This window comes from Arthrobacter sp. D1-29 (assembly GCF_054130585.1).
The window spans coordinates 2,427,099-2,451,871 of sequence record NZ_CP096383.1 but is presented as its reverse complement, the minus strand read 5'-3'; the positions used below and the strand labels follow the sequence as shown (position 1 = coordinate 2,451,871).

Annotated in this window: 20 protein-coding genes; 14 read left to right on the top strand and 6 right to left on the bottom strand. The window is 63.4% G+C overall.

Features of this window, described 5'->3' with window-relative positions:
• Nucleotides 1–16 precede the first annotated feature (16 nt).
• The 4 genes from M1E17_RS11050 to M1E17_RS11035 all read left to right on the top strand — a co-directional run bounded on the left by M1E17_RS11050 (nucleotide 17) and on the right by M1E17_RS11035 (nucleotide 4,291).
• A complete protein-coding gene (locus tag M1E17_RS11050) occupies nucleotides 17–868 on the top strand; it encodes an MBL fold metallo-hydrolase (protein WP_457967389.1) in 852 nt (283 codons plus the stop codon).
• The gene (locus M1E17_RS11045; protein WP_457967387.1) at nucleotides 865–1,917 is read left to right on the top strand and encodes an SLAC1 family transporter; all 1,053 of its coding nucleotides are present in this window, start codon (nucleotides 865–867) and stop codon (nucleotides 1,915–1,917) included. Before M1E17_RS11050 ends, M1E17_RS11045 begins: the two co-directional genes overlap by 4 nt.
• Before the next feature lie 99 nt (nucleotides 1,918–2,016).
• Entirely contained in the window at nucleotides 2,017–2,991 is a 975-nt protein-coding gene (gene pip, locus M1E17_RS11040; protein WP_457967385.1) for a prolyl aminopeptidase, read from the top strand.
• A 628-nt stretch (nucleotides 2,992–3,619) separates the two neighbouring features.
• Nucleotides 3,620–4,291, top strand: coding sequence for a hypothetical protein (locus M1E17_RS11035; RefSeq protein WP_457967383.1), 672 nt, complete (start codon nucleotides 3,620–3,622; stop codon nucleotides 4,289–4,291).
• A gap of 213 nt (nucleotides 4,292–4,504) precedes the next feature.
• On the opposite strand, the gene M1E17_RS11030 is transcribed toward M1E17_RS11035, so the two are convergent.
• From M1E17_RS11030 to M1E17_RS11010, 5 genes are all read right to left on the bottom strand, one after another.
• Nucleotides 4,505–5,890, bottom strand: coding sequence for an MFS transporter (locus tag M1E17_RS11030; protein ID WP_457967381.1), 1,386 nt, complete (start codon nucleotides 5,888–5,890; stop codon nucleotides 4,505–4,507).
• Between the two features lie 258 nt (nucleotides 5,891–6,148).
• Nucleotides 6,149–7,003 (bottom strand): alpha/beta hydrolase, encoded by an 855-nt coding sequence (locus M1E17_RS11025; RefSeq protein WP_457967379.1) that lies wholly within the window; start codon nucleotides 7,001–7,003, stop codon nucleotides 6,149–6,151.
• Between the two features lie 452 nt (nucleotides 7,004–7,455).
• Complete coding sequence (locus M1E17_RS11020; RefSeq protein WP_457967377.1) at nucleotides 7,456–8,211, bottom strand: SDR family NAD(P)-dependent oxidoreductase; 756 nt, start codon at nucleotides 8,209–8,211, stop codon at nucleotides 7,456–7,458.
• Nucleotides 8,212–8,269: 58 nt separating this feature from the next.
• Nucleotides 8,270–10,177: a hypothetical protein gene (locus M1E17_RS11015; protein ID WP_457967375.1), complete on the bottom strand. Its 1,908-nt coding sequence runs from the start codon at nucleotides 10,175–10,177 to the stop codon at nucleotides 8,270–8,272.
• Nucleotides 10,178–10,350: 173 nt separating this feature from the next.
• The gene (locus M1E17_RS11010; RefSeq protein ID WP_457967373.1) at nucleotides 10,351–11,094 is read right to left on the bottom strand and encodes a FadR/GntR family transcriptional regulator; all 744 of its coding nucleotides are present in this window, start codon (nucleotides 11,092–11,094) and stop codon (nucleotides 10,351–10,353) included.
• Nucleotides 11,095–11,310: 216 nt separating this feature from the next.
• Between M1E17_RS11010 and M1E17_RS11005 the strand changes: the two genes are divergently transcribed.
• From M1E17_RS11005 to M1E17_RS10975, 7 genes are all read left to right on the top strand, one after another.
• Nucleotides 11,311–12,675, top strand: a complete 1,365-nt coding sequence (locus M1E17_RS11005) for an MFS transporter (RefSeq protein ID WP_457967371.1) — start codon at nucleotides 11,311–11,313, stop codon at nucleotides 12,673–12,675.
• 85 nt (nucleotides 12,676–12,760) lie between these two features.
• Nucleotides 12,761–14,533 carry a dihydroxyacetone kinase family protein gene (locus tag M1E17_RS11000; RefSeq protein ID WP_457967369.1) on the top strand — a complete coding sequence of 591 codons (1,773 nt, stop codon included), beginning with the start codon at nucleotides 12,761–12,763 and terminating at the stop codon, nucleotides 14,531–14,533.
• Nucleotides 14,530–15,000, top strand: a complete 471-nt coding sequence (locus M1E17_RS10995) for a ribose-5-phosphate isomerase (protein WP_457967368.1) — start codon at nucleotides 14,530–14,532, stop codon at nucleotides 14,998–15,000. The genes M1E17_RS11000 and M1E17_RS10995 overlap by 4 nt, the downstream gene beginning before the upstream one ends.
• Nucleotides 14,984–15,796 carry a triose-phosphate isomerase family protein gene (locus tag M1E17_RS10990; RefSeq protein ID WP_457967366.1) on the top strand — a complete coding sequence of 271 codons (813 nt, stop codon included), beginning with the start codon at nucleotides 14,984–14,986 and terminating at the stop codon, nucleotides 15,794–15,796. Before M1E17_RS10995 ends, M1E17_RS10990 begins: the two co-directional genes overlap by 17 nt.
• Nucleotides 15,793–16,617 carry a sugar phosphate isomerase/epimerase family protein gene (locus M1E17_RS10985; RefSeq protein ID WP_457967365.1) on the top strand — a complete coding sequence of 275 codons (825 nt, stop codon included), beginning with the start codon at nucleotides 15,793–15,795 and terminating at the stop codon, nucleotides 16,615–16,617. Before M1E17_RS10990 ends, M1E17_RS10985 begins: the two co-directional genes overlap by 4 nt.
• 1 nt (nucleotide 16,618) lies before the next feature.
• A complete protein-coding gene (locus M1E17_RS10980) occupies nucleotides 16,619–17,479 on the top strand; it encodes a phosphogluconate dehydrogenase C-terminal domain-containing protein (protein WP_457967364.1) in 861 nt (286 codons plus the stop codon).
• 100 nt (nucleotides 17,480–17,579) lie between these two features.
• Entirely contained in the window at nucleotides 17,580–19,358 is a 1,779-nt protein-coding gene (locus tag M1E17_RS10975) for a DUF5605 domain-containing protein (protein WP_457967362.1), read from the top strand.
• Here M1E17_RS10975 and M1E17_RS10970 read toward each other — a convergent pair.
• Nucleotides 19,355–20,320: a formylglycine-generating enzyme family protein gene (locus M1E17_RS10970; RefSeq protein ID WP_457967360.1), complete on the bottom strand. Its 966-nt coding sequence runs from the start codon at nucleotides 20,318–20,320 to the stop codon at nucleotides 19,355–19,357. The two genes, M1E17_RS10975 and M1E17_RS10970, sit on opposite strands and share 4 nt — an antisense overlap.
• Before the next feature lie 147 nt (nucleotides 20,321–20,467).
• On the opposite strand from M1E17_RS10970, the gene M1E17_RS10965 reads away from it, so the two are divergent.
• The 3 genes from M1E17_RS10965 to M1E17_RS10955 are packed head-to-tail and all read left to right on the top strand — an operon-like array spanning nucleotide 20,468 to nucleotide 24,521.
• Nucleotides 20,468–21,046 carry a PadR family transcriptional regulator gene (locus M1E17_RS10965; protein WP_457967358.1) on the top strand — a complete coding sequence of 193 codons (579 nt, stop codon included), beginning with the start codon at nucleotides 20,468–20,470 and terminating at the stop codon, nucleotides 21,044–21,046.
• Nucleotides 21,043–22,860, top strand: a complete 1,818-nt coding sequence (locus tag M1E17_RS10960; protein ID WP_457967356.1) for a sulfatase — start codon at nucleotides 21,043–21,045, stop codon at nucleotides 22,858–22,860. The genes M1E17_RS10965 and M1E17_RS10960 overlap by 4 nt, the downstream gene beginning before the upstream one ends.
• Entirely contained in the window at nucleotides 22,857–24,521 is a 1,665-nt protein-coding gene (locus tag M1E17_RS10955; RefSeq protein ID WP_457967354.1) for a sulfatase family protein, read from the top strand. Before M1E17_RS10960 ends, M1E17_RS10955 begins: the two co-directional genes overlap by 4 nt.
• Nucleotides 24,522–24,773: the final 252 nt, after the last annotated feature.

Below are 24,773 nucleotides of genomic sequence, written 5' to 3'. Positions count from 1 at the left end.
GAAAGTGACACATACTATGGCACCCACAACCGAGCTGGCTTACGACGTCTTCGTCTCCGGCACCCTGCCTCAAACAGGACGAGGGACCCTCCCGAACGGGGACCCGCGCATCTGGTCCCCGCTGTCCGCAACGCTGATCTCCGGGCAGGAGAACGCGGTGCTGGTTGACCCGCCCATGACGGTGGAACAGACACAGAAGGTGGGCGACTGGATCGAGGCATCGGGGAAGAACCTCAGCCACATCTACATCACCCACGGCCACGGTGACCACTGGTTCGGCGCAGGCCCGCTGGTAGCGCGGTTTCCGAGCGTCACAGTACTCGCAACCCCGGGCACGCTCCAGGAGATGGAAATGCACGGCTCCCCCGGGTTCCGCTCCTCTTTCTGGGACTCGATTTTCCCGGACCAGATTCCGCCCACCACCACGGTGACCCAGCCGGTCGAAAATGGATCCTTTGAACTGGAGGGGCATGAACTGCGGATCGTTGAAGTGGGCCATACCGATACTGACAACACCACTATGCTGTTCGTTCCATCCATCGGGCTCCTGGTAGCCGGGGACGCCGTCTACAACGGGGTCCACCCCTACCTGACTGAATCTCAGGACGGAGGCATTGAATCCTGGCTGCGGGCGCTTGATATCGCGGAGAGCCTCGAGCCAAAGTTCGTGGTGGCCGGGCACAAGAACCCCGCATTGCCTGATCTGCCCGGGCAGATCCAGGAGACCCGCGGGTACCTGCAGGACGCGTCGAAGCTCCTTGCCGAAAAGCCGACGCCGGAGGAGTTCTTCTCGGCAATGCTTGCCCTGCATCCTGACCGGATCAACCCCGGCGCTTTGTGGGGTGCGGCCCTGAAACTGCTCAGTTGACCAGCCGCCAGGCGCCCACGCTGGAACCCGTTGCGCCGGCTTCCGAAGCAGGTGTCCAGCCCGATGTCCTGGCCGAACCTTCGCCAAGGTCTCCGATGCACCCCTTCAACCTGTTTGCCGTTCCGCTGGGCATCTCCGGGTTGGGGGGTGCCTGGCAGGCAGCCCGTGTGACTCTTCACGCCCCGGCGTGGCCGGCGGAAGTGTTCTATGGGATCAGTGCCGCCATCTGGTCGGTCCTGGTTGTCTGGTACCTGGCGAAAAGTTTCCGGAAGAGGTCCAAGGGACACTTCGACAAAGAGATAAGACATCCCGGAAATGGCCCGTCGGCGTCCTTCATTCCCTTGGTGGGCATCCTCCTGAGCAGCCACTACATCGAATACAACAAGGTGTTCTGGTCTGCCCTGTGCCTGTTCTTCGTCATCGCTCTCACGCTCCTCGGAGCCAGGCTCCTGGTCCATTGGGTGACCGGCGGAGTGACCCTGGAATGGGTCCACCCGGGTTACCTGCTTCCTGTCGCTGCAGGTCCATTCATCGCCAGCATCGGCTTCTCCATCATGGGTTGGCCCCAAGCGGCTGTCGCTGCCTGGGGAACCGGTGGATTTTTCTGGCTGATGATCGGGACTGTGGTGACTGTGCGTTTCATGGCGGGGATTGAAATGCCGGAGGACCTGAAGCCCGTCCTGGCCGGATACCTGGCCGCGCCCGCCACGGCCTGCGTTGCGTGGATAGTGATCCGCCCGGACGGTTCCGGAATCATCCAGCTGGGGCTTACAGGAGTCCTCTTCATGATGATTCTGATGCAGGTTTTCCTGATCCCCCAGTACGCCAGCCTGCCCTTTTCGCTGACGTTCTGGATCTTTACCTTCCCGGTGTCAACGTCGGCGAACTACGGCATCAGATGGCTCGGAACCCTCGGCGTCGCCGGCTCGGACCTGATCTCTTGGACCCTCGTAGGCCTTGCCACGGCTTTTGTCCTTGGTATCGGAATACGGACGCTCGTGCACGGCTCTTCGGCCACTAGACGTGCTGGGGCTTTGGCGCAGCCGTAACCACAGCAGAATCCGGCGCGGAGGCGCCTAACTCAATGCCCGACGTCGGGGGTTTGGGTTTGAGGGAAAAGCAGCGACAGCTGACAGTAGGATCGGAACGTGCCTTACCCGATCCCAGAGCCTTACGACGCCGGAATGCTCGATACGGGCGACGGCCACCGGATCTATTGGGAGGTTTGCGGAAACCCGCAGGGCAAGCCGGCCGTCGTCCTCCACGGTGGTCCGGGGTCCGGGGCTGCCCCGTGGTGGCGTCAGTACTTCGACCCGGACCGCTATCGTGTTGTCCTGTTCGATCAGAGAAGCTGTGGCCGCAGCCTGCCGAACGCCTGCGACGACCTTGCCGGTCTTGAAAATAACACGACCGCCCACCTGCTGACAGATATGGAGCAGCTGCGCGAGCACCTTGGCATCGATCAATGGCTGCTCTTCGGCGCCTCATGGGGATCGACCCTTGGCCTGGCCTACGCGGTGGAACATCCGCACCGTGTCTCGGAGCTCGTGCTCTGGGCGGTGGTGACCACCAGGGCGAGCGACGTGGCTTGGCTGACGCACACCATGGGGCAGATCTATCCGCAGGAGTACGACGAATTGCTGGCAGCCGTGCCCGCTGCTCAGCGGGACGGCAACATCACGGCGGCCCTCCAGGAGCTGCTTCGTTCAAGCGATCCGGACGTGAGTGGGCCTGCCGCTCTTGCCTGGTGCAAGTGGGAGGACCGCCTGGCCACCCTCAGTGGTCCGGTTCAGCCGAGCGCACGTTTCCGGGATCCGCGGCAGCGTCTTGGCTTCGCCAGGCTGGTCACGCACTACTTCGGCAACCACGCTTTCCTCGATGACGATGCGATCACCGGCCGCCTGGACCGGCTGAGCAACGTTCCAGCGTACTTTTTGAGGGGGCGGCTGGATATAGCGTCACCATTGAGAAGCGCCTACGAGGTTGCTGGCAGACTGCCGCTCGCAACGCTTGAGGTGGTGGAGGCTGACGCACACGGCGGTGGCGACAACACCCAGGCCAGGCTCGTCGAGGTGCTGGACAATTTCGCCGGACCCCGTCACAGGACTTCGAGCCGGCTTTGAACACGTCACAGACGTTGCCGCCTGTTTGAAGGATAAACCCGATTGGATGGGTCGGCTATGGCGGATGCAGCATCCTACTTCGAGCTCGACGGGTGGATGCCGGAGAGCACACTCGGGCTAAATAGGCCTCGACGGCGCCTTCATGGCGCCTGCTCTCCAACTATGAAGACTCAGTGAACCCCCGGCAGTTTGAACACTGAATTCCAGCAATTCACCTCCTAAAGGACGACTCCTCACCGATTGGTAGGTCTCATGTCCCGCCCCTGGTCAGACGAGCCCCAAGAGGCTGCGGAATATTTTGGCGAACCGGCCCTTCGCGAGAGTCTGCGGCTGGATTGTCACGGTTTTGGGAGTGAGTATTTCTCTTATCGTTTCTGCGCTCGTTTCGGTTTTCGTACTCCGGCTCCTTGATGCCCTCACCAGGACCTACCCCAGCTAGAGCTCGTGTTCATCAAGCACTTCCGCACCGGTGCCGCGGAGAAGGCCCTCACCGAGTGCTGACTTAGTACGGCGGAACTTGCCCCGCACTTGAGGAGCCAGCACTGTCAGCTTTTTGAGCTGGAGAATGTACCTGGCAATTTCGGCGGTCCTGCCCTGCAGACCGGCGTGAGCGTGTCACTGTTATCTGGTGAATAGAGCAGTAGCGGTTTATGCAGTTATCCTCCAAATGGCTGGATTTGTAACACTCGGAGTGTATGGAGTCTCACAAGCACAAAGGCAGGATCCGCGCGGCGTCATCGTTCTTGTCCTGCTGGTGTGCGGACTCGTACTGATACTGACCCTTGCTTTACGGCAATATCGCAACATCCGAAACGGCCGCCGGATGTTGGCAGGAAAATCGTTCCGTGCGTACACCTTTCATACTTCTGCCGATGCAGAGTACGGACACGCACCCGCGACTGTCTGGGAGCTGATCCGACCTGCCGAGGCTGCCATCCTCCTCGATGGCGCTGCCAAGGCATTCACAGTCCCGGGCACCCCAGGCGGGGAAGGCGAGTTGCAATGCTTTATTTCAGCAGAGGGTCAGGTTTCGGCCATCGAAATTCTCAGCGAGGACGCTGGCCGTTCCGCCGTGACTAGGGCGGTCAATTCTTCCGAATACGCATCGGTTGAGACCCGCTACACCCTCGAACCCATCACGGCTGGTTGCCGGCTCACCATGGAAGTTCTTTATGAGTCCCCCGTTCCAATGCCCTCTGCACAGAAGCACGCGATCCGGGCGCATAGCCGAGGGTTTCTGGAAAAAGTACGGCATTTGCTGGACACGCAATCTGCGCAGAAGATCGAACAGGGCCTCTAACGGCTCCGCGTCTGACCCTCAAACAAGGCCCCCACCATCTGCCGGAAGCGGCATCTGATGCAGGCGGCTGCCTCCACCAGCAGCCCGAGGCGCCTTGCTCCGGAACAGGAGCAAGGCGCCTCGGGCTGGATTCTTTATCGCTGCCGTGTGGTGACCCTGGGACTGTCACCATTGACGCTATTCGGCCGACGACGGGTCGAGGAACCTCAGCTGCTATGCAGCTGTGCGTGAACGCCGTGTGGTCATCGCCCTGACTGCAGCCACGGCCGCAGCTCCCGCCAGGAGCGGAATGGCCAGGGCGAAGAAGATCTGGTCGACGCCCCATCCTGCGCCCAGCATCACGCCACCCAGCACACCACTGACGATGGAACCGGCCTTGCCGAAGCTGTGCATCCATGACACACCGGTGGCGCGCGCTTCTGTGGGGAAGACCGATGTGCTCAGTGCGTTCATGCCGCTATTGGCTCCCACCAGCACCACGCCTATGGTGAAGCCCAGGACAAGCAGCAGTGGCAAGGTCAGGTTGACTGACGCCAGGATCCAAGCCGCTCCGGCGGCCAGCGTGAAAGCGGCGCCGAGGGAAACATATTTGCCCAGCTTCTCCATGGCAAAACCGATGGCCAAAGCTCCAATCACACCGCCGAGGCCGAACATCGACACCACATTGCCCGTGCCCGCGGCGTCGATGTTGAGTTGCTTGACGATGAGCGGCAGGTAGTTCAGGAACATGTAGACCACTGCGGCGCAGATGAAGTAGCAAAGCCAGATCAGCAGCGACACCACCACAAGTTTTCTGGACAGCACCGCCCTGACTCCTCCAACCGGCTTGGCACCGTCTGCAGGTGCTGCTCCTGTGAGGTCCACCGTCTTCATGTCGAACCCGGGAATGATGGCGCCCAGTACCTTCGTGACGTTTTCTGTCCGGCCTCCCCGTCGAATCATGAATACGGTGGATTCTGGCAGGCCCCACACCAGTGCGGGCAGCAGGATCAAGGCGAGGACAGTTCCGGTCCCGAGCAGCCACTGCCAGCCCAGGGTGGGAATGATGGTTGATGCCAGGAAGCCGGTGATGACCGTCCCCAGCGGGAATCCGGTGAACGTGATCGCCACAATGGCGGCCTTCCGCTTTTCAGGTGCGAACTCGGCCACGAGCGTGATGACCAGGGGCATCACGGCTCCCAGGAACAGGCACGCCACTACCCGGAAGATTCCTAATGTCAGGTCGTTTGGTGCCAGGGCGCCGCCTAAGGTGGCGAGCCCGAACCCTGCCGTGCCCACGATGATCGGGAGCCTGCGGCCAATCTGGTCAGACAGCGGGCCGGCAACCATCGAACCGACGGTGAGCCCAACAACTCCCAATGTGACCATGGTTGTCACTGTTGCCAGCGACGTACCCCACTGGGTGACTATTTGGGGGTAGATGAATCCCCACAGGCCGATTTCAACTCCCTCCAGGGTCATGGTCAGGAACCCGAGAAGGATGATCACGCGCCGCCTGTTGCCCAGCGGCGCCTGATTGAGTAATTCCTGAACGGTCAAGCGGGGGGAAGCCGAGGTCCGGAGGTCGGTCGTCTTTGACGCCTCGTTGGCAATTGCCATGTTGTTCGCCTTTCTGATGCAAGCCGTCATTGGCATGCGTGAGCCGATGCATAGCTCGTAGTGCTGGTGAATCCTGGGCACGCAGCCTTCTGTGAGCGGTTGCCCTCTAGGTTGTTCCCCTGTGCCTTGCTGATGGCAACCGAACCTTCAAATGTGTTCGGGGACACAAGGTGAACTCTGCGATTGAAAGAATCATAAGCCATACACCTATTTCAAACAATGGTTTTCCGCACTGACTCGAATTGGGTGTCTTGGCACTCAACCGATTTGCTTTCCTTCACGGGAGAAGGCTTCGATCCGCAGCGCCTTCAACCAGTGACTGATCACGCTCCAGGGGTGTTCCCAGCCGCCGTCGAGCATCATGTCGTGCCCGATCCCGGCGATCTCCCGCATGTCGGCACCATAGCGTCGTGCGGTTGCGCGCGCTGACCGCACGGGCACCATTCGGTCGTGCTTGCTGTAGACGGAGAGGAGCGGATATGCAGACATCCTCGACGGCAGGTGGAAAAGCAGCTGGTACTGGATCCAGGGTGACCCGCCACAAAGCGATCGGGAAACCTCCGCCGCCTCCTCAGTGCCCATCCGCTCGAACAGCATGCCTGGTGGCAGCCGAAGGCTTCGACCCGCGAGAAACCGCATCGCTTGCCAAGGATGGTGTCGCAGCACCGATATGACCGTCCCGAAGGCCGGACCGGAAGTGATAGAGCCAACGAGCACGCCCGCGCTTACCTTTGCCGGCTTCAGTGCCAACACCCGCTGCACGACCAAGCCACCAAGTGAGTGCCCAATCAGGACGAGCTCATTAGCATCGACAGCTTCGACTGCACGAAGGACATCAGCAACATAGTCCTTCAGCCACGCCGAGCGCAGGCTTCCTCCACTCGCGCCGTGACCTCTGAGGGAGATCGCGTAAGCCGCATAGCCGTCAGCGGAAGCCGCTTGCATCCAGTTGCGCCAGCATGCGGCGTCATGGCCGAGCCCATGCACAAGGAGCAGCGCAGGACGGAGCCCGGCCGGACCAGCAGGAACAGCGGCAAGCATTTCGAGTTGAACATCGTTACCAGTGCCAAACATCATCGTCTTCACAGCGATGAACCTATCAGAAGGCAACATGGGCAACAATAGTTTGCCTATTTCACACTACTGCGCGCCGGGCACGCGGAGAAGCAGGCGCGCTGGCAGGAACTGCTCGCGCCCCAGATCGAGGAGCGACTCCCCCATTCGGACCACCGATCGCTCGAGGCGCGGGCGATCGCAGCAGCGGCGATCACATGCCTGCAAGCTGCAACCCAGGAATGGTCGTGGATAGGCGGGCGGGTGGACCTCTTTGACCCTTACGATGCCGCCGTCCAGGCGGTCCACCGCGCACAGTGAATCGCCTGATCGTGTGATCACAGGTTCAGTGGTGCGCACCGCGAGGCCCTACCTGGCGCTTCCACCCCATCATGAGCTTATGGTTGAGGGCGCTGAGCTGCATTAGCGGCCTCGGCCCGCATAGGCGGTGCTGGCCGGCGCCGCTTATGCGGGCCAGAACCGCTCACCGCATGGGGCCGGGCATGCGCGAGCTACAGGGCCGTCAGGCCACCGTCCACGGTGAAGATGCCCCCGGTGGCGTAGGAGGAGTCGTCGCTGGCGAGGAACACCATGATTCCCTCGACGTCGGCCGCCGTCCCGGGACGCCCCAGCATGGTGGAATTCACCAGGCCGGCGCGGCTGACGGGGTCATCCGCGATGGCCTGGACCAGCGGGGTTTCCGTGTAGCCAGGGACCACGATGTTGACGCGGATTCCTGAGTGGGCATAATCGGCCGCAACCACCCGGGCCAAACCATGCACACCTGCCTTCGAGCTGGTGTAGGCGGTGAACGTCTGGCCGCAGGCCACAACGGCCGTGGGGCTGCCGGTGCAGATGATCGATCCACCGCGCCCCTCCAAGGCCCGGACGGCGTGCTTGAGGGTCAGGAACGTACCACGCTGGTTGATGCTCACTGTTTTCTCCCAGACCGCGAGTTCCAGGTCGCCCACTTTGGCGTCCTGCCCGAAGAGCTGCACACCGGCGTTCGCCACCACCACGTCAAGGTGTCCGGCCTCGGCCACGGCTGCGTACGCGGCGGCCACGCTCTCTTCATCCGAGATGTCCATACGCAGGGACCTGGCGCCGGCAGACCCGGTGGCCACCGCGGCTTTTTCGGCAGCCTCCACATTGATGTCCGCGAAGTAGACAACGGCCCCTTCGGCGAGGAACCGCAGGGCAACGGCGAGGCCGATCCCCGAACCCGCTCCGGTGACCAGGGCAGTTTTTCCTTCAAGACGCAGACCCATGAGGTCTCCTTTCGCTAAGCTGGCGCCGCCGTCGGAAACGGCAGCAAAGTTGGGGTGGTCAGCTGGGTGCCGGAAAACGCACGACGCCGGCGGACCAGGGTCCGAGCGTCAGCAGTCCGCGCGGGGGGCCGTCGTCCTGGATATCGAAGGTGATGACGGAGCCGGCGCCGGGCCCGAAGGCCGTGCACTCACTTGCACCAGCAGTGACGGACCCAGGCAACTGGAGGTCAATCTCAGCCGCTGCCCCGGAGAGGTTGGCCGCGAAAATCATCAGGCCACCCGGAGACTGAACGGCATACAAAGTCACCGCAGTGTCCGCGGTCGGTGGGGCAGCCGGTACGTCAACCGCAAGGACAGGGTTGCCCCTGAGGGCAGCGAGTTCCTTCAGGAGCTCGCCCGCAGGGTTCAGCCGGCCCTCGTGGTCGCAGATGCCCCTCGGACCGGACGCCTCGAAGTAGCTGATGCACGCAACACCGTCCATGGTCAGCGCCCCGATGCTGGCAAGGGTCCAGGCGGCAGTGAACGGGTGGGTTTGGAGTTCGTCGGCCTCCGCCTCGCCGCCATCGCCCGACGTCGCCACCGCGTTGAAGCGCGGCAGGAGCGTCACCGGCCCCACATGGAGCGGCCGGCCACCGCCCAGGCGCAGCGCGTTCCGGGCAACGAGCCGGTGCACGGGCACGCTGTCGATGATGTGCGCAGTTTCGGTGCTGTGCATCTGGGGCGTGATGCTGAACGTGAGGGCGTCGGAGTCCGACGGCGTGCGGCCGCTGTTGCGGTTCAGTTCCGTGAAGTGGGACCGGACGCCCGCCAGTAGCCCACCCCTGAAGCCGGCCGTTTGCGCCGCTGCCCTGACTTCCTGCCAGCCATCAGGTTCCGTGAGGTGGCTGCCCGGGTGGAAGACCGCGAGTCGCTTCGCATCGGGAAGGTAGGGTGCGAGGTCCGCCACGGCGCCGACGGGGTCCGGGGTCACTGCCCGGATGTCCAGAGCGGCCGGGTGGAGGGCAGCGGCAGCTGCGGCTGCCTCAAGTTCGGCGCCCCAACCGGAGCGAGGGGCATCACCGTGCTGCTCAACGAGTTCCACCACGAGGGCGTCCAGGCCTGGGATCGGCGCGAGTATTTCCGGGGACTGCCCCGCCACAACGGCGAGGGCTGGAACCTGGCCGACGATACCCCCCACACTGGCACGGAACCGGCGGAAGTCATCGGGCACGCCGCGCAACGTTCCCGCGGCCGCTATCTCCACCGCTTCCTGTGGCTCGAAGGTCGCCGCCTCCAAGAGCACGGACTGCCGGACGGTGTCCCCCGCCGCGACATCCACCGGAAAGGGCAGCTCCAGCGGCGTGCAGTAGGTCTTGAAGGAGGCATCCGTCCAGTTCCGCTGGTCCTCGGTCTCAAAGATGTCACCGGTGAACGAAAGCCGGAAAGAGGTGCCCGCGTCGGCCCATTCCAGGGCAGCGATGTCCATGAAGGGCTGGTGCGGACTGATGTCCCGCGGGAATTGTGCGGCCGTGATGTCGCCGCCCGTATGCTCCACAGCAACGTCCCGCCCCGCATCTGCCGGCGGATGGAGCACCACCAGCCCAATCCGGTTTCTGCAGAAGGCGTGGGCTGCAGTGCCTTCGAAGGTAATCTCCACCGCGGCGGGGGTAAAGGTTGCCATCAGGACGCCGTCGTACTCCACGCCATAACCGGCATACTTTACTGTCCAGCGCGCATGCAGCCCGTCGTCGCCCTGGGTGACATTCACAGTGGCGACGGAAGGTTGGGGTGTCCGCCAGTCCTGGTCGCGGACCACGGCCTTGACAGCCCGCAGTACAGGCCGGCCCGCATAGCTGAGATGGGCCAGTTCGTCGCCTACAAGCCGGGCAGACCACGGCCCGGCGGCCAGGAGCCGTACCGGCGGCGCAAGGCGGGCGCGGAGGGAAGACGGGATTTGTGGTTGGTTGTTCGGGGGCTGGACAGACACGTCGCTGCTCTCTGCCTTGCCCGGGGCTGCTGCGGCCCGGGTGCCCGGCGTTGGCTGATGCAAAGTCGATACGGCCTGTGAGGCAGGCCATACCGATTATCGATTCCTGAAAGTCAGAAGTCAACCGGTTGACCAATGGCAGGGACTACCGGAAGCGGCGAAGCGGCAGAAAACTATTGCGAAGCATCAAAGCCGGCAAGAAGGCGGCGGGACGCAGTCTCCATGTGCGAACGCATGGTCCTGGTAACGGCTTCCAGGTCACGCGCCTCCAAAGCTGCAAAAATTTCCGAGTGCTCCTTGAGGGCGGCGGCGGCATGGCCTTCATCGGTCAAAGCGCGGTCCACCCAGATCCGAAGCAGGGACCGGATGCTCTGCAGCAGTTCCTGCAGGACCTGATTTCCCGAGGCTTCAGCAATCTCACGGTGGAACAATGCGTCCGCTTCGACGAACGCTGCCAGATCATCCAGTGTTTCGGCCATGCTGGCGAGGTTCCCACGCATGCGCTCCAGCGATTCATCGGTGATGCGGTCGGCGGCGAGCTGTGCGGCCTGGACTTCGAGGCCGCTCCGAAGTTCCACCAACTCGCGGGTTCGAGGCGCCCCAAGCATCAGGCCCCAGCTCAACGTGCGGGGCAGGAGTTCGGAGATGCCGTCACGGAGATACGTGCCGGATCCCGGACGGACAATCACGATGCCCAAGATTTCCAGGGCCGCGAGGGCTTCGCGCACGGCAGACCTGCCCACTCCCAGTGACGCGGCGAGCTGGCGCTCTGCCGGGAGCCTGGTCCCGACGGCGATATCACCGCTGGTGAAGTAGGCCAGCAGGCGCTCGGCGACCTCGGACACAACGGACCCCTGACCCACTGAACCGAGGGCCTCGCTGATCTTGGCCGCCGACGCGGCTGAGTTTATGGACACATCCCAAGCGTAACAACGGGCCGCGGCGCCCGGCGCCTCGACGACAGGACATCCAAAAGGACCTGCACACGTCAACCGGTTGACCAATTTCATTTTGCCTCTTATGGTGGAACTCACAGCTTTAGCCGCCGGTTGGTCCGCTGACCCTTTCCGGCGTAGAGACAGGCCCCCGCTTCCAGTGACGGACGCGGGGACGATCAATATCTAGGAGTCAACGTGGACACCACACAATTGGTGGTCGAAAAATCTGCAATCAGGAAAGTGGCGATCAGGCTTGTCCCTTTCGTGGCCCTGATGTTCTTCATCAACTATCTGGACCGTACGGCGATCTCCTTTGCCGGCCCCAACGGCATGAACGCCGACCTGGCCCTCTCCGCGGCGCAGTTCGGCTTCGCCTCGGGCGTCTTCTTCATCGGCTACATCCTGCTGGAGGTCCCCAGCAACCTGGCCCTGCACAAGTTCGGCGCCCGCCGCTGGCTCGCCCGCATCATGGTCAGCTGGGGCATCGTTTCCCTGCTCTTTACCTGGGTGGGGAACGTGGAGCAGCTCTACATCCTGCGGTTCATCCTGGGTGTGGCTGAGGCCGGCTTCTTCCCCGGCGCCATCCTCTTCCTGAGCCTCTGGGTCCCATCGCGGCACCGTAGCAAGATCCTTGCCCTCTTCTACCTGGCACAGCCGCTGACCACTGTGATCGGTGCCCCGTTTGCGGGCCTCCTCATCCAGCAGGACGGCCTCTTCGGCCTTGAGGGTTGGCGGGTCATGTTCTTCGGCGTTGCGCTCCCCGCCATCATCGTCGGCATCATCGCGTGGTTCTACCTGGCCGACTCCCCCGCAAAGGCCAAATGGCTGACCCAGGAAGAAAAGACCTGGCTGACAGGCGCCCTTGAGAAGGAAAAGAACGAAACCGTTTCCAGCAACAAGCACGTCAGCGTCCGGACGGTGTTCGGCAACGGCCGTGTCTGGATGCTCTCCGCCATCTACTTCGGCTTCATCTACGGCCTCTACGCACTCGGGTTCTTCCTGCCAACCATCATTGCCGGCTTCGAAGGCATCTACGGCACGAAGTTCGACGTGTTCCAGAAGGGCCTGATCACCGCGATCCCGTACCTGCCGGCAGCATTTGCCCTGTATTTCTGGTCAAAGGACGCCACCAAGCGAGGCGTGAAGACCTGGCACATTGCCCTTCCCGCCCTGACGGGCGCCCTCAGCATCCCGCTGGCCCTGTTCGCCAGTTCACCGGCCGCTACGATCGCCGTCATCACCATCACCGCAATGTCCATCTTCGCGGCGTTGCCCAACTTCTGGACGGTGCCCACCCAGTTCCTGACCGGTGCGGCAGCAGCGGCAGGCATCGCCCTGATCAACACTGTGGGCAACCTGGCCGGCTTCAGCGCAGGCTACATCACGGGCTGGCTCAAGGACCTCACCGGCAGTTACACGGTGCCGATGTTCGTCGTCGGCGGCTTCATGCTCCTGTCCTCCATCCTCATGGTCACGCTGAGCCGGGCCGGCAAGGTCAACGAGGGTGTACCTGCTGAAGCGCTGGACCCCGCCGGCGCAGGACACCACGCCGAGCCGTAACAGACCTGGGGGCGTCCTCCTCACGCGAGGGCGCCCCCGTCCCACCGAACCCCCACCACCTTTAGCTAGGCCCAGGAGCTTTCCCATGACCCGCCTGTTCAACGAACCCGCAGCCTTCGCTGACGAGATGATCGAAGGTTTTGTCGCCTCCCACGGACGCTGGGTAAAACGTGTCTCCGGCGGCGTGGTCCGCAACACCAGGAGCACACCGGAAACCGTGGCGCTCGTGATCGGCGGCGGCTCCGGCCACTACCCCGCCTTCGCCGGTCTGGTGGGCCAGGGGCTGGCTCACGGCGCGGCGATGGGCAACCTTTTCGCATCCCCATCCGCCCAGCAGGTCTACAACGTGGCGAAGGCCGCCAACAACGGCGGCGGCGTGCTCCTGGGATACGGCAACTACGCCGGCGACGTCCTGCACTTCAACCAGGCCCAGGACCGCCTCCGCAAGGAAGGCATTGACTGCCGCAGCATCGCCGTTACCGACGACGTCTCTTCTGCCCCGCTCGCCGAGCGCGCGAAACGCCGCGGCATTGCCGGTGACCTCACAGTATTCAAAGTCGCCGCCGGCGCCGCTGAAGCCGGCTACTCCCTGGATGCCACTGCCGATATCGCCGAGCGGGCCAATGACCGTACACGTTCCTTCGGTGTCGCCTTCACCGGCTGCACCCTGCCGGGCGCCAACCATCCGCTGTTCTCCGTCCCGGAGGGGCGCATGGCGGTGGGTATGGGCATCCACGGCGAACCCGGAATCGACGAAACGGAGATCCCGACGGCGGATGGGCTCGCCGAGCTTCTGGTCGCCAAGCTCCTCACCGAAGTCCCCGAGGGCGTGGCGCCGCCGCGCGACACCAACAAACGTGCCCGGGTAGTCCCCATCCTCAACGGCCTGGGCAGCGTCAAGTACGAGGAGCTCTTTGTGGTCTACCGCCGCGTCGCACAGCTCCTGGCCGAAGCCGGCCTGGAAGCGGTGGACCCGCAGGTGGGCGAACTCGTCACCAGCTTCGACATGGCAGGCACTTCCCTGACCCTCTTCTGGCTCGACGACGAACTCGAGACCCTCTGGAACGCACCCGCCGACGCGCCCGCGTTCCGCCGCGGCGCCGTCACCGCTGAGGCCCTCGAAGCAGGTTTTCCCGACCTTAGCCAAGCGGAGGTCTCCATCCCGGAAGCAACGCCGGAGTCCCGGGCCGGCGCCGCCCGTGTCCTCACCGCCCTTGGCGCCGCCAAAGCCGTGGTGGACGCCAACGCCGACGAACTGGGCCGGATCGATGCGATCGCCGGCGACGGCGACCACGGCATCGGCATGGAACGCGGCGTGCGCGCCGCCGTCGAAGCCGCAACCAACGCCGTCGAACGCGGGGCGGGTGCCGCCACCACTCTGTATTTCGCCGCAGACGCCTGGGCCGACAAAGCCGGCGGCACCTCCGGCGCCCTGTGGGGCATGGCCCTGCGGGCGGTGGGGGATGCCGTGGGAGACAGCCAAGCGCCCGACGCCGCCGCTTTCTCCGCGGGAGTGGCAGGTGCCGCGGCCGCGATTATGGACTTCGGCAAAGCCAAGCCCGGCGACAAGACCCTGGTGGACGTCCTGGTCCCGTTCCGCGATGCCCTGGCATCCGGCGTCGAGGCCGGCAAGTCCCTCACCGATGCCTGGGGCGCCGCCGCCTCGGCCGCAGAGCAGGCCGCCGAAGACACCGCCCAACTGCTGCCCCTCATGGGCCGCGCCCGCCCGCACGCCGAGAAGAGCCTGGGCACCCCAGATGCGGGCGCCGTGTCCATGGCCCTGATCATCCGAGCCATCCACAACACGCTCACCGACTCGAAAGCCGCTGAGCGGACCCCCATTAAGGAGAAAGCATGAGCGCCAAACTGCGCCTGATCGTTGGAGCTGACGACGCCGGTTTCGAGTACAAGGAAGCCTTGAAGGCTGACCTTGAAGCGTCCGAACTGGTCGAATCCGTAACCGACGTAGGGGTGGATGCCACCAGCCACACCCCCTACCCGTCCGTAGCCATCGCCGCCGCTGAACTCATCGCCGCCGGCAAGGCCGACCGCGCCCTGCTGGTATGCGGCACCGGGCTCGGCGTGGCCATCGCCGCCAACAAGGTTCCCGGCATCCGGGCCGTCACCGCGCACGACTCCTTCTCAGTGGAACGCTCCGTCCTGAGCAACAACGCCCAAGTCCTCACGTTCGGCCAGCGCGTCGTCGGCCTGGAACTGGCCCGACGGCTCGCCAAGGAATGGCTCACCTACACCTTCGATGAGACGTCCGCCTCGGCCGAAAAAGTCTCCCTGATTAAGGACTATGAAGGTGTCACTTCCTGCTAACCCCGCCGCACAACCGAAGGCCATCATCGGGGTCAGCCTCAAGATGTACTTCGGCTACCAGCGCTCCGTGGACTACTGCCGCGACGTTGCCGCCATCGCCTTGGGGCACCCGGCGGTCCAGAGCGGTGACATAGAACTCTTGGTTCTGCCCACCCTGCCCGCCTTGCCCGAGGCCGCCCGGATCCTGGGCTCAGCGGGAGCAGCCGCCGGTGCCCAGGACATCTTCTGGGAAGACGAAGGCGCGTTCACCGGTGAAGTCGGCGGCAGGACCGTGGCTGAACTAGGCGGCCGCTACGCCGAAGTGGGCCACGCCGAACGCCGCCGCATCTTCGGCGAGGACGAGTCGATCATCGGGCTGAAGACGGCCGCTGCCTACCGCAACGGCCTCACCCCCATCCTGTGCGTCGGGGAACTGCAGCAGGCATCCGTGGAGGCAGCCATCGCCCTGTGCACGGCCGAGATCGACGGCGCACTGAACCGCGCGCAGTCCCTTGCACCCACCGGCCGGACCATCGTGGCCTACGAGCCCCAGTGGGCCATCGGCGCCCCCGAACCCGCGACGCCGGAGTACATCAGCGCCGTTATCACCGGGCTGGACGCGCACCTGCGCGCCTTGCCCGGCCAGGCGGACAGCCGCGTCATTTACGGCGGCAGCGCCGGCCCCGGCCTCATCACCAAACTGGACTCCGCCGTCGCCGGCCTGTTCCTGGGCCGCTTCGCGCACGATCCGAAAGCGCTGAAGACCTTCCTGGACGAGACGGCCGCCCGGCTCGCCGCAGCCGAGGTGACAGTATGAACTCCAGCAACCGGACGGGCCAGGGCTCACGGATCGGTTTGAGCAGCTACGCCTTCTTCTGGCAGCTCTCGGACAAGGTTTCCGAACCGCTCAGCATCCACCAGGCGCTCGAGCGGACCGCCGCACTCGGTGTGGACCTTTTCCAGGTCTGCGACTACGCCCCGCTGGAAGCCATGACGGAATCCGAACTGGAAACCGTCCGGGCCACAGCTGACCGGCTGGGCGTCTCCTTGGAGCTCGGCACCAAAGGCATCCGCCCCGAGCACCTGCGGAAGTTCCTGCGTATTGCCCGCATCCTGGGCTCGCCCCTGCTGCGGACCATGTTCAACGTCCCCGGACACACCCCCACCGCGGAGGAAGCCGTGGCGATCTTCAAAGACGTCCTGCCTGATTTCGAGGCCACCGGAGTGAAGATCGCGGTGGAAACCTACGAGCAGGTGCCCACCTCCCGGATCCTGGACGTGATCCACGGAGTGGACAGCCCCTACCTGGGCATCTGCAGCGACCCGGCCAACACGGTCGCTGCGCTGGAAATGCCGCGCGAGGTGATTGACGCCGTCGCGCCCTACGTCCTGAACATGCACATCAAGGACTTCGCTTTCAGCCGCAAGGACGGGTGGGTCGGATTTACCTATGCCGGCGCACCGCTCGGCGAAGGCCTGCTCGACTACGACTACATGGTCAGCAAGTTCCAGCCCCACCAAAGAAACATCAACCAGATCGTCGAACACTGGCTGCCGTGGCAGGACTCCGAGGCGGAAACCATCCGGCTCGAAAACCAGTGGACCCAACACAGCATCGAATTCCTAAGGAGCAAGTGAAATGTCAGCAGAAAAATTGACCGTCGCCGTCATCGGAGCCGGAGGCAAAATGGGGATGCGCGTTTCCCGGAACCTGCAGAAGAGCACCCACACCGTCTTCTACTCCGAGAACTCCCCCGCCGGCCAGGAACGCATCCAGGCCGAAGGCCGCACCATTACCTCCACCGACGAGGCCGTCAAGGGTGCCGACGTCGTGATCCTCGCCGTCCCGGACACCGCCCTTGGCGTCGTCTCCGAAGGCGTTGTTCCGCAGATGAAGGCCGGCGCAATCTTGCTCACCCTGGACCCCGCCGCCGCCTACGCGGGCCTGCTGGCCAAGCGCGACGACGTCGTCCAGGCAGTGGCCCACCCCTGCCACCCGTCCGTGTTCCTCGAGCGCACCACGAAGGAAGAATGGGCCGACACCTTCGGCGGCGAAGGCGCCCCGCAGAACGTCGTGGCCGCCATCGACGACGACGCCTCCGCGGAGACCAAGGCAGCCGCCGAGGCCGTCATCCGCACCATCTACGCCCCCGTCATCGACGTCCACTGGGTCACCGTCAAGCAACTCGCTGTCCTTGAGCCCACCTTGGTGGAAACCGTGGCCTGCATGATCGGCACCCTCCTCAACGAGGCGCTGCACGAGACGGTGCACACCGCCGGCGTCCCCGAGGACGCGGCCAAGGCCATGCTTTTCGGCCACGTCCAGATCGCCCTCACCAACGCGCTGCGCGGCTCCAACCCGTTCTCCGAGGCCTGCGAAATCGCCATCCAGTACGGCAAGGAGACCATCATCAAGGACGACTGGAAGAAGATCTTCGACGACTCCGAGCTGGACAGCGTTATCGCCAAGATGCTCAAGCTGGACGCCGTCCAACGCTGAACCCCTGCGAAAGCCCGGTGCGCTGCTTGGACCGTGCGCCGGGCTATCCCTGCTTGTAGTCTGACTTCCAACCCGGCCCCAACCTGCTTAGAGGACCACAATGACGCTAACTCCGGAAAGTCCCCTCAGCGATGTTCTGGCAAACCGGGCCGCTCGGGCAATGATCCAGAACTACCTGCCCGGCATCCTCAACTCCCCCATGCTGCATCAGCTCAAGGCGCTGCCGGTGGGCGTGGTCATCGGCCTTAACGCCGAGCTCAGCAGCCGGACTGATGAGCTCGAGAAGCTGTGGAAAGGGCTGGCCGCAGTTCCGGAAGTGGCCAGCGGCCAGTCTCCGCCAAGCGTCAGGGAAAAGCCCCGGGCAGATTACGAACCCGGGTCCGTGGCCCCCGGATCCGCTCCGTTCCGCCACGGCGGAGGCGCCGCCTGCTGGGATATGTTCGAAGTGGTCATTGATGGGCCGGAGCACGGCAACCCCTTCACTGAAGTGGAGCTGACCGCAGCCTTTGTCCACACGGATTCCGGCGCCGCCGCTTCATCAACGGGCGTTGCTGTACACCGGGTCGGTGGCTTCTATGACGGCCACGGGCTCTACAAAATCCGTTTCATGCCCGACAAACCCGGAGACTGGACCTTCCGGACCAGCTCGAATGCCCGATCCCTGGACGGGCTTGAAGGCCGCTTCCACTGCTCCGCTCCCAACCCTGGCAGCCATGGGCCGGTCAGGGTGGCTGACCAATTCCATTTCGCTCACGCTGACGGCCGCCGCTACCGTCCGATCGGCACCACCGCCTACGCCTGGACGCACCAGCCGGCAGAGGTGCAGGAGCGCACACTCCAGACATTGGCCGAGTCCCCTTTCAACAAAATCAGAATGTGCGTGTTCCCCAAGTCCTACCTGTTCAACACCAATGAACCGGACCTGTTTCCTTACGAGCGCACGGCAGACGGCTGGGATTTCACCCGGTTCAACCCCGCGTTCTTCCGGCACCTCGAGGGCCGGATCAAGCAGCTGGCCGGGCTGGGCATCGAAGCGGACCTCATCCTGTTCCACGCCTATGACCGATGGGGCTTTTCAGACATGGGCGCCTCCGCGGACGATCTCTTCGTCACCTACGTTTTGCGACGGCTGGCCGCCTTCGGCAACGTGTGGTGGTCCCTCGCCAATGAATACGACCTCCTCGGTACCAAGAGCCTGGACGACTGGGAGCGCATGGCGGAAGTCATCACTACCAATGACCCGGCCAGCCACCTTCTGTCCATCCACAACTGCTTCGGCTTTTACGACTACACCAAACCTTGGATAACCCACGCGAGCACGCAGCGGATTGATGTCTACCGCACAGCCGAGAACACTGACCAATGGCGGGAAGCCTGGGGCAAACCCGTGGTGATCGATGAATGCGCCTACGAGGGCGATATTGACCAGGGCTGGGGAAACATCACCGGCGAAGAGATGGTGCGCCGCTTCTGGGAAGGGGCGGTACGCGGCGGGTACGTCGGGCACGGTGAGACGTACCTGAATGAGACCGAGGAACTGTGGTGGTCCAAGGGCGGAAACCTGGTGGGAAGCAGCCCGGCACGGATCGGGTTCCTGGCCGGGATTCTCGCCCAGGCTCCCAACGGCGTGCTGGACCCTCTGCCGGGTGACTGGGACGCTCCCCGCGGGGGCGTCCCGGGCGTCCTCGAACTGATCTACTTTGGGTTCAACCGCCCCAGCTACCGGACTATCATGCTGCCGCCGGACACGGTGTGCACTGTGGACGTCATCGACACCTGGAACATGACAATCGAGCGCCTGGACGGGCGGCGGAGCGGAATTTTCCGCGTGGAGCTTCCCGCAAGACAATACATGGCCATCCGGTTGAATATGGTCTAACCACCTGATCCGTCGAGGCACACGGTCCGGAATCCGCAGTTCCCGCTGGAGGATTCCGGGGTGTTGGACGTGCGGGCGGCCACCCGGTACCTGTTGCAATAGGAGTCATGGCAAAGGTACGAGCCGCCTCGCATGACCCGTCCAGCGCCGATGGTCGGACCCTGCGGGTTATCGACTGGTGAATTGCGATAGTACTTGGGGAGGAACCAGTCGGCGCACCACTCCCAGACGTTTCCCGCAGTCTCATATAGGCCGTACCCGTTCGGAGCGAACGATTTAACCGGCGCAGTCCCGAGGAACCCGTCCTTCGCGGTGTTCCTGCGGGGGAACGTGCCCTGCCAGATATTGCACCGGTGTTCTCCGTCCGGCGTTAGTTCATTGCCCCAGGCATATCGTTTTCCGGACAGGCCTCCGCGTGCCGCATACTCCCATTCCGCTTCAGTGGGAAGCCTCCGCTGAGCCCACGAACAGTATGCCAAGGCGTCATTGTGGGAGACGTGAACCACCGGATGATCCGCCGCGTCGGTCCAGTGGGAGCTGGCGCCAGCCGGGTGCGCCCAGTCCGCCCCGCGGACGTTAAGCCACCATGGCGCTCTTTCGGCTGCCCCAAGCACGTCCTTTGATGGCGCCTTCAACAGCAGGTGGAACACTGCGGAAGTTCCATACTTCTCCGCCTCTGTGCTGTAACCGGTCTCCGTCACGAACTTGGCGAACATTCGGTTCGTCACTGACGTCGTGTCCATGCGGAACGCCGGAACCCGGACCTCATGAACCGGCACTTCACCGTCTGAGGGATATCCCTCGCCGAAGGCATCACCCATCTGGAATGTGCCCTCGGGCAGTAAGACGTCGTCATGGAATGCGGAACCGACGTCGGTCATCGGCTGACGCTGCTCGGTGACGGCAGCGGCCCTGGAGGGGGCGCAGCAGCCGGATTGTTCAGCGCGGTCTGATGGCTCCATGGTGCCTCCGGGATTAGGGCTGTACCCCTGTGACTTTACCAAAACCATTCCACAAGTGCTATTGCCTAACCATTCCAATTGTGTCATCGTCTACTCAAGGTGTGAGAGGAAGCCGTGGGGATGCCGGCTCGCGAGGAAGGTCATGCAATGAAGCTCGAGCACATTCTTTTGGGCGTTCTGCTGGAACATCCGAGCACCGGCTATGACCTTAAAAAGTTCCTTGATAACAGGGGACGATTCATGCGGTCCAACACCCAGATGAGCCAGGTCTACCGGTCGCTGGGGCTGATGGAGTCACAAGGACTGGTCACCCACAAGGTGGAACACAGGCCCGGGGCGCAGGATGCCAAAACATACCGGGTTACGGAAAAAGGTGCCTCAGTCTTCCTCGCCTGGTTGACCGGACCCTATACGCCACCCACCCGCTTTCAGGACCCGGAACTTAACGTTCGCCTGAGCTTCGCGGGGTTTATGGGCCGGGACCAGCTGGCCGCCTTGCTCGACGTCGAAATCCACCACCGGCAGGATGAGATCCGCCGCTACCGGCACCGGGACCGGCATGAAAATTGGGAACCATCCATCCCCTTCGACGAGGAACTGGCCGAATCCGTCAAGGAGCGGCTCCACCTGATGGGTTCTGCTGCCATGGACGCCCACGTCGCTGCGCTGACCGAACTCCGCGAGGAACTCCTCGGCACCCCGCATTCTATGGAAGGAACCCGATGAGGGCCATTATCCTGATGTTCGACAGCCTCAACCGGCATATGCTCCCACCTTATGGCGACACCATAATTGATGCCCCCAATTTCGCCCGGCTGGCCGAGAAATCCGTCACCTTCGATAACTTCTATGCTGGATCCATGCCTTGCATGCCGGCCCGGCGCGAAATGCACACGGGCCGCTACAACTTCCTGCACCGCAGCTGGGGCCCCCTGGAACCGTTTGACGACTCCATGCCCGAAATACTGGGACAGGCCGGGATCCACACGCACCTGGTTTCAGACCACCCGCACTACTGGGAGGACGGCGGCGGCACGTATCACACGCGTTACACAACATGGGAATTCCTCCGGGGACAGGAAGGCGACCCGTGGAAGGGCGTAGTGACCCCCCGGGGCAGCGTAGGCACTGTACTGACCCGAATGCGTCGGCAGGACGCCGTCAACCGCAGCTACATGCCCACGGAGGCCGAACACCCGCAGACCAGGACGGTCGACGCCGGCATTGAGTTTATCGAGACGAACAGCGCCGCAGACGAATGGATGCTCCAGCTTGAGCTTTTCGATCCGCACGAACCCTTCTTCACCCACGACTCCTTCAAGGCAAAGTACCCCCACGAGTATTCGGGGCCGGAATTCGACTGGCCAGGCTACCAAAAGGTGGCGGAGCCCCAGGATCAGGTCAACCATGCCCGATACGAATACGCCGCGCTGGTCTCAATGTGTGACAAGTCGCTGGGCCGCGTCCTGGACGCAATGGACCAGCACGACATGTGGAAAGACACCATGCTGGTTGTCAACACAGACCACGGCTTCCTCCTGGGCGAGCATGGCTGGTGGGCCAAGTCAGTCATGCCCTGGTTCAACGAACTGGTGCATCTGCCAATGTTCCTGTGGGACCCAAGGACTGCAGAGCGGGGCACCCGTAGGGGCGCCCTTACGCAAACCATCGACATCGCACCCACCCTGCTGCGTTTCTTCGGGCACGAGCCAACCCCGGACATGCAGGGGCAGGACCTCGCCGCCGTACTCCACGACGATGCCGACGTCCATCAGGGCGTGCTGTTCGGCATCCATGGCGGGCACGTGAATGTAACTGACGGCAGGCATGTCTACATGCGGGCGGCCATAGAAGCTGCCAACGCGCCGCTGGAGGACTTCACGCTGATGCCGACCCATATGCGCTCCCGGTTCACGGTGGACGAACTTGCCAACTGGCAGCCTGCCGAACCGTTTTCGTTCACCAAGGCTCTTCGCAGCATCAAGATCCAGGCCAAGTCACTGATGAATCCATGGACCCACGGAACGCTGCTGTTCGACCTGGAAGCGGACCCCGGACAGAACACCCCCATCACCGACGACGAGGCAGAACTGCGGATGCTCCGGCTGCTGGCCGACATGATGCACGAGTCTGACGCGCCGCCCAGCCAGTTCATCCGTCTGGGAATCCCGTACGATGCAGTCCCGGGCAGGAATCATTTGCTGGTCGGCAAGCAGGCTGCCCGCGCGGCCGTCGCGTTGGAACCGTTGCCTCCGCTTTCGGACTTCCCTCATGGTGGTGCGGCGCTGGACATCCCCATCCTGGAACTCCGCCAGGACCCCCGATGCGAGGCCATTCTTGCCAGACACCTTCCGCAACTGGTATCCACCGAACTGATCAATATCCGGGCTCAGCTCAGCCTCTACCAGATGGCCAGGGTCACGCCGATTTCGAGTGCTGTGCTCACCCAGCTGGCAGAGGACCTTCGAGGCGTTCATGATATTCCCGCTGCCGGCCGGACACCCCCCGTCAATACGATGGCCGCGAGCGCAGAAACATGACCCGTCCCAATGTCCTGTGGATTTCGACCCATGACATCAGCCCGCATCTCGGCGCCTATGCCGGTGTCTACCCTGGAGCAGAGTACGCAGTAACTCCGAACTTGGACCGCCTCGCTGCTGAAGGCATGCGCTTCGATCACGCCTTTGCTGCCGCTCCCATATGCGCACCCTCCCGTTCGGCCATCATGACCGGCTGCTTTCCGACGGCGATCGGCACGATGCATATGCGCACAAAGGCAGTGCCGCCGCCGGATGTACGGCTGTTCAGCGAGTACTTCCGGGAGGCCGGCTACTACGTCACTAATAACTCGTTCACGGATTTCCAGGTCACGACGCCGCCCAGCGCGTTCGATGACTGCAGCGCCACGGCCCATTGGCGGAACCGCCCGGACGCCGGGACGCCGTTTTTCGCTACGTTCCACGGGCTGATCACGCACGAGTCACAGATCTACCTCGACGACGACGCTTTCGCCGCACGTACCAGCCACGTCCACCCCTTCGACCGGCATGATCCCGCCACGGCTCCCCTGCCTCCCTACTACCCGGACACCGAGGTTTTCCGCCGGTCCTGGGCGCGCTACAGCGACCTGATCACAGAGATGGACCATTGGGTAGGTACCATCCTTGCTGAACTGGAAGAGGACGGACTGGCGGAGAACACAATTGTGGTGTTTTGGAGTGATCATGGCCCTGGCATGCCACGGGCCAAGCGTTGGGTCAATGATTCCGGCCTTCGCGAGCCACTGATCATCAAGTGGCCAGACCGCATTCCTGCCGGAAGCGCCAACCCAAACGTTGCCCACCTCATGGATCTTGCCCCGACCATGCTGCAGTTGTGCGGCCTGGACATCCTGCCCCACATGCATGCCAAGCCCTTGCTCAACCCCGACGGCGGCATTGTTGACTCGCCCAACACCTATGCCTTTGCCGGTCGGGACCGGATGGGTGAATTGGAGGACATGTCCCGCACGGCCCGTGATAGCCGTTTCCGTTACATCCGCCACTACCATCCTGACCGCGGTCCGATGCAGCACTGCGAATACCCTGACGGGCTGGCCACGTGGCGCGAATTGAGGCAGCTCGCCTCGGGCGAGGCAGGGCAGCGGGCGTTGGGTGAACGCCGAACCCTGCTTAGTCCGCTTCAGCGGGAGCTTGTGGCACCGACGAAAGCCCGTGAGGAACTGTTCGATGTTCCTAGCGATCCACACGAAACAACCAATCTCGCCGAGGACCCTGCCTATTCCGGCACCTTGGAAAGATTCCGCAGCGCAGTCGATCACTGGCAGGCCACCTACGGGGACGCGGGCTTCACACCCGAAGACGATCTGTCCGATCAGTGGCGCCCATCCGGCATCCAACCCGTCACAGCGCCGCCACTGGTCGAGGTGGAAGACGGGGCCATCACGGCGCGCTCCTCTACTGCCGGCGCGTGCGTGGTGTGGACAGCGGACCCGCCCACCCCGGAAGGAGCCGGAATGGCGACGGCCGCCAGGCCACGGATGGCAGAGGAGACAGGTGCGCCACTCTCGGATGGACGGGCCTGGTACATCGTCTGTAAGGCGACTCCGGCGCCTCCCGAAGTCGCGCTCTGGTTCAAGGCTTGCCGGCTCGGATACGCCGACAGCGCCGAGATTCATTTTGCCCCAATAGCGGCAACTTAGGGTCGGCCTCTGCCTGGTGGCCACGACAAGGTGGCTGGCGCCGCCTTGAAGCTTCAGTGCAGACGATGGGTAATAAACCCTCGGGAAGCTTGCACTCCCCCCTTCATCCGCTGCTCCGTGCCTGAACGGGCTGTTCGGGCTCGAAGCGCTGTGCGCAAAAGTAAACTCGATTCGCCTTTAGTGGACCCGCAAAGCACGGAAACTCGATCTCCACGCCCAACCCAGCAAAATCTCTTGCGCTAAATACTTAAC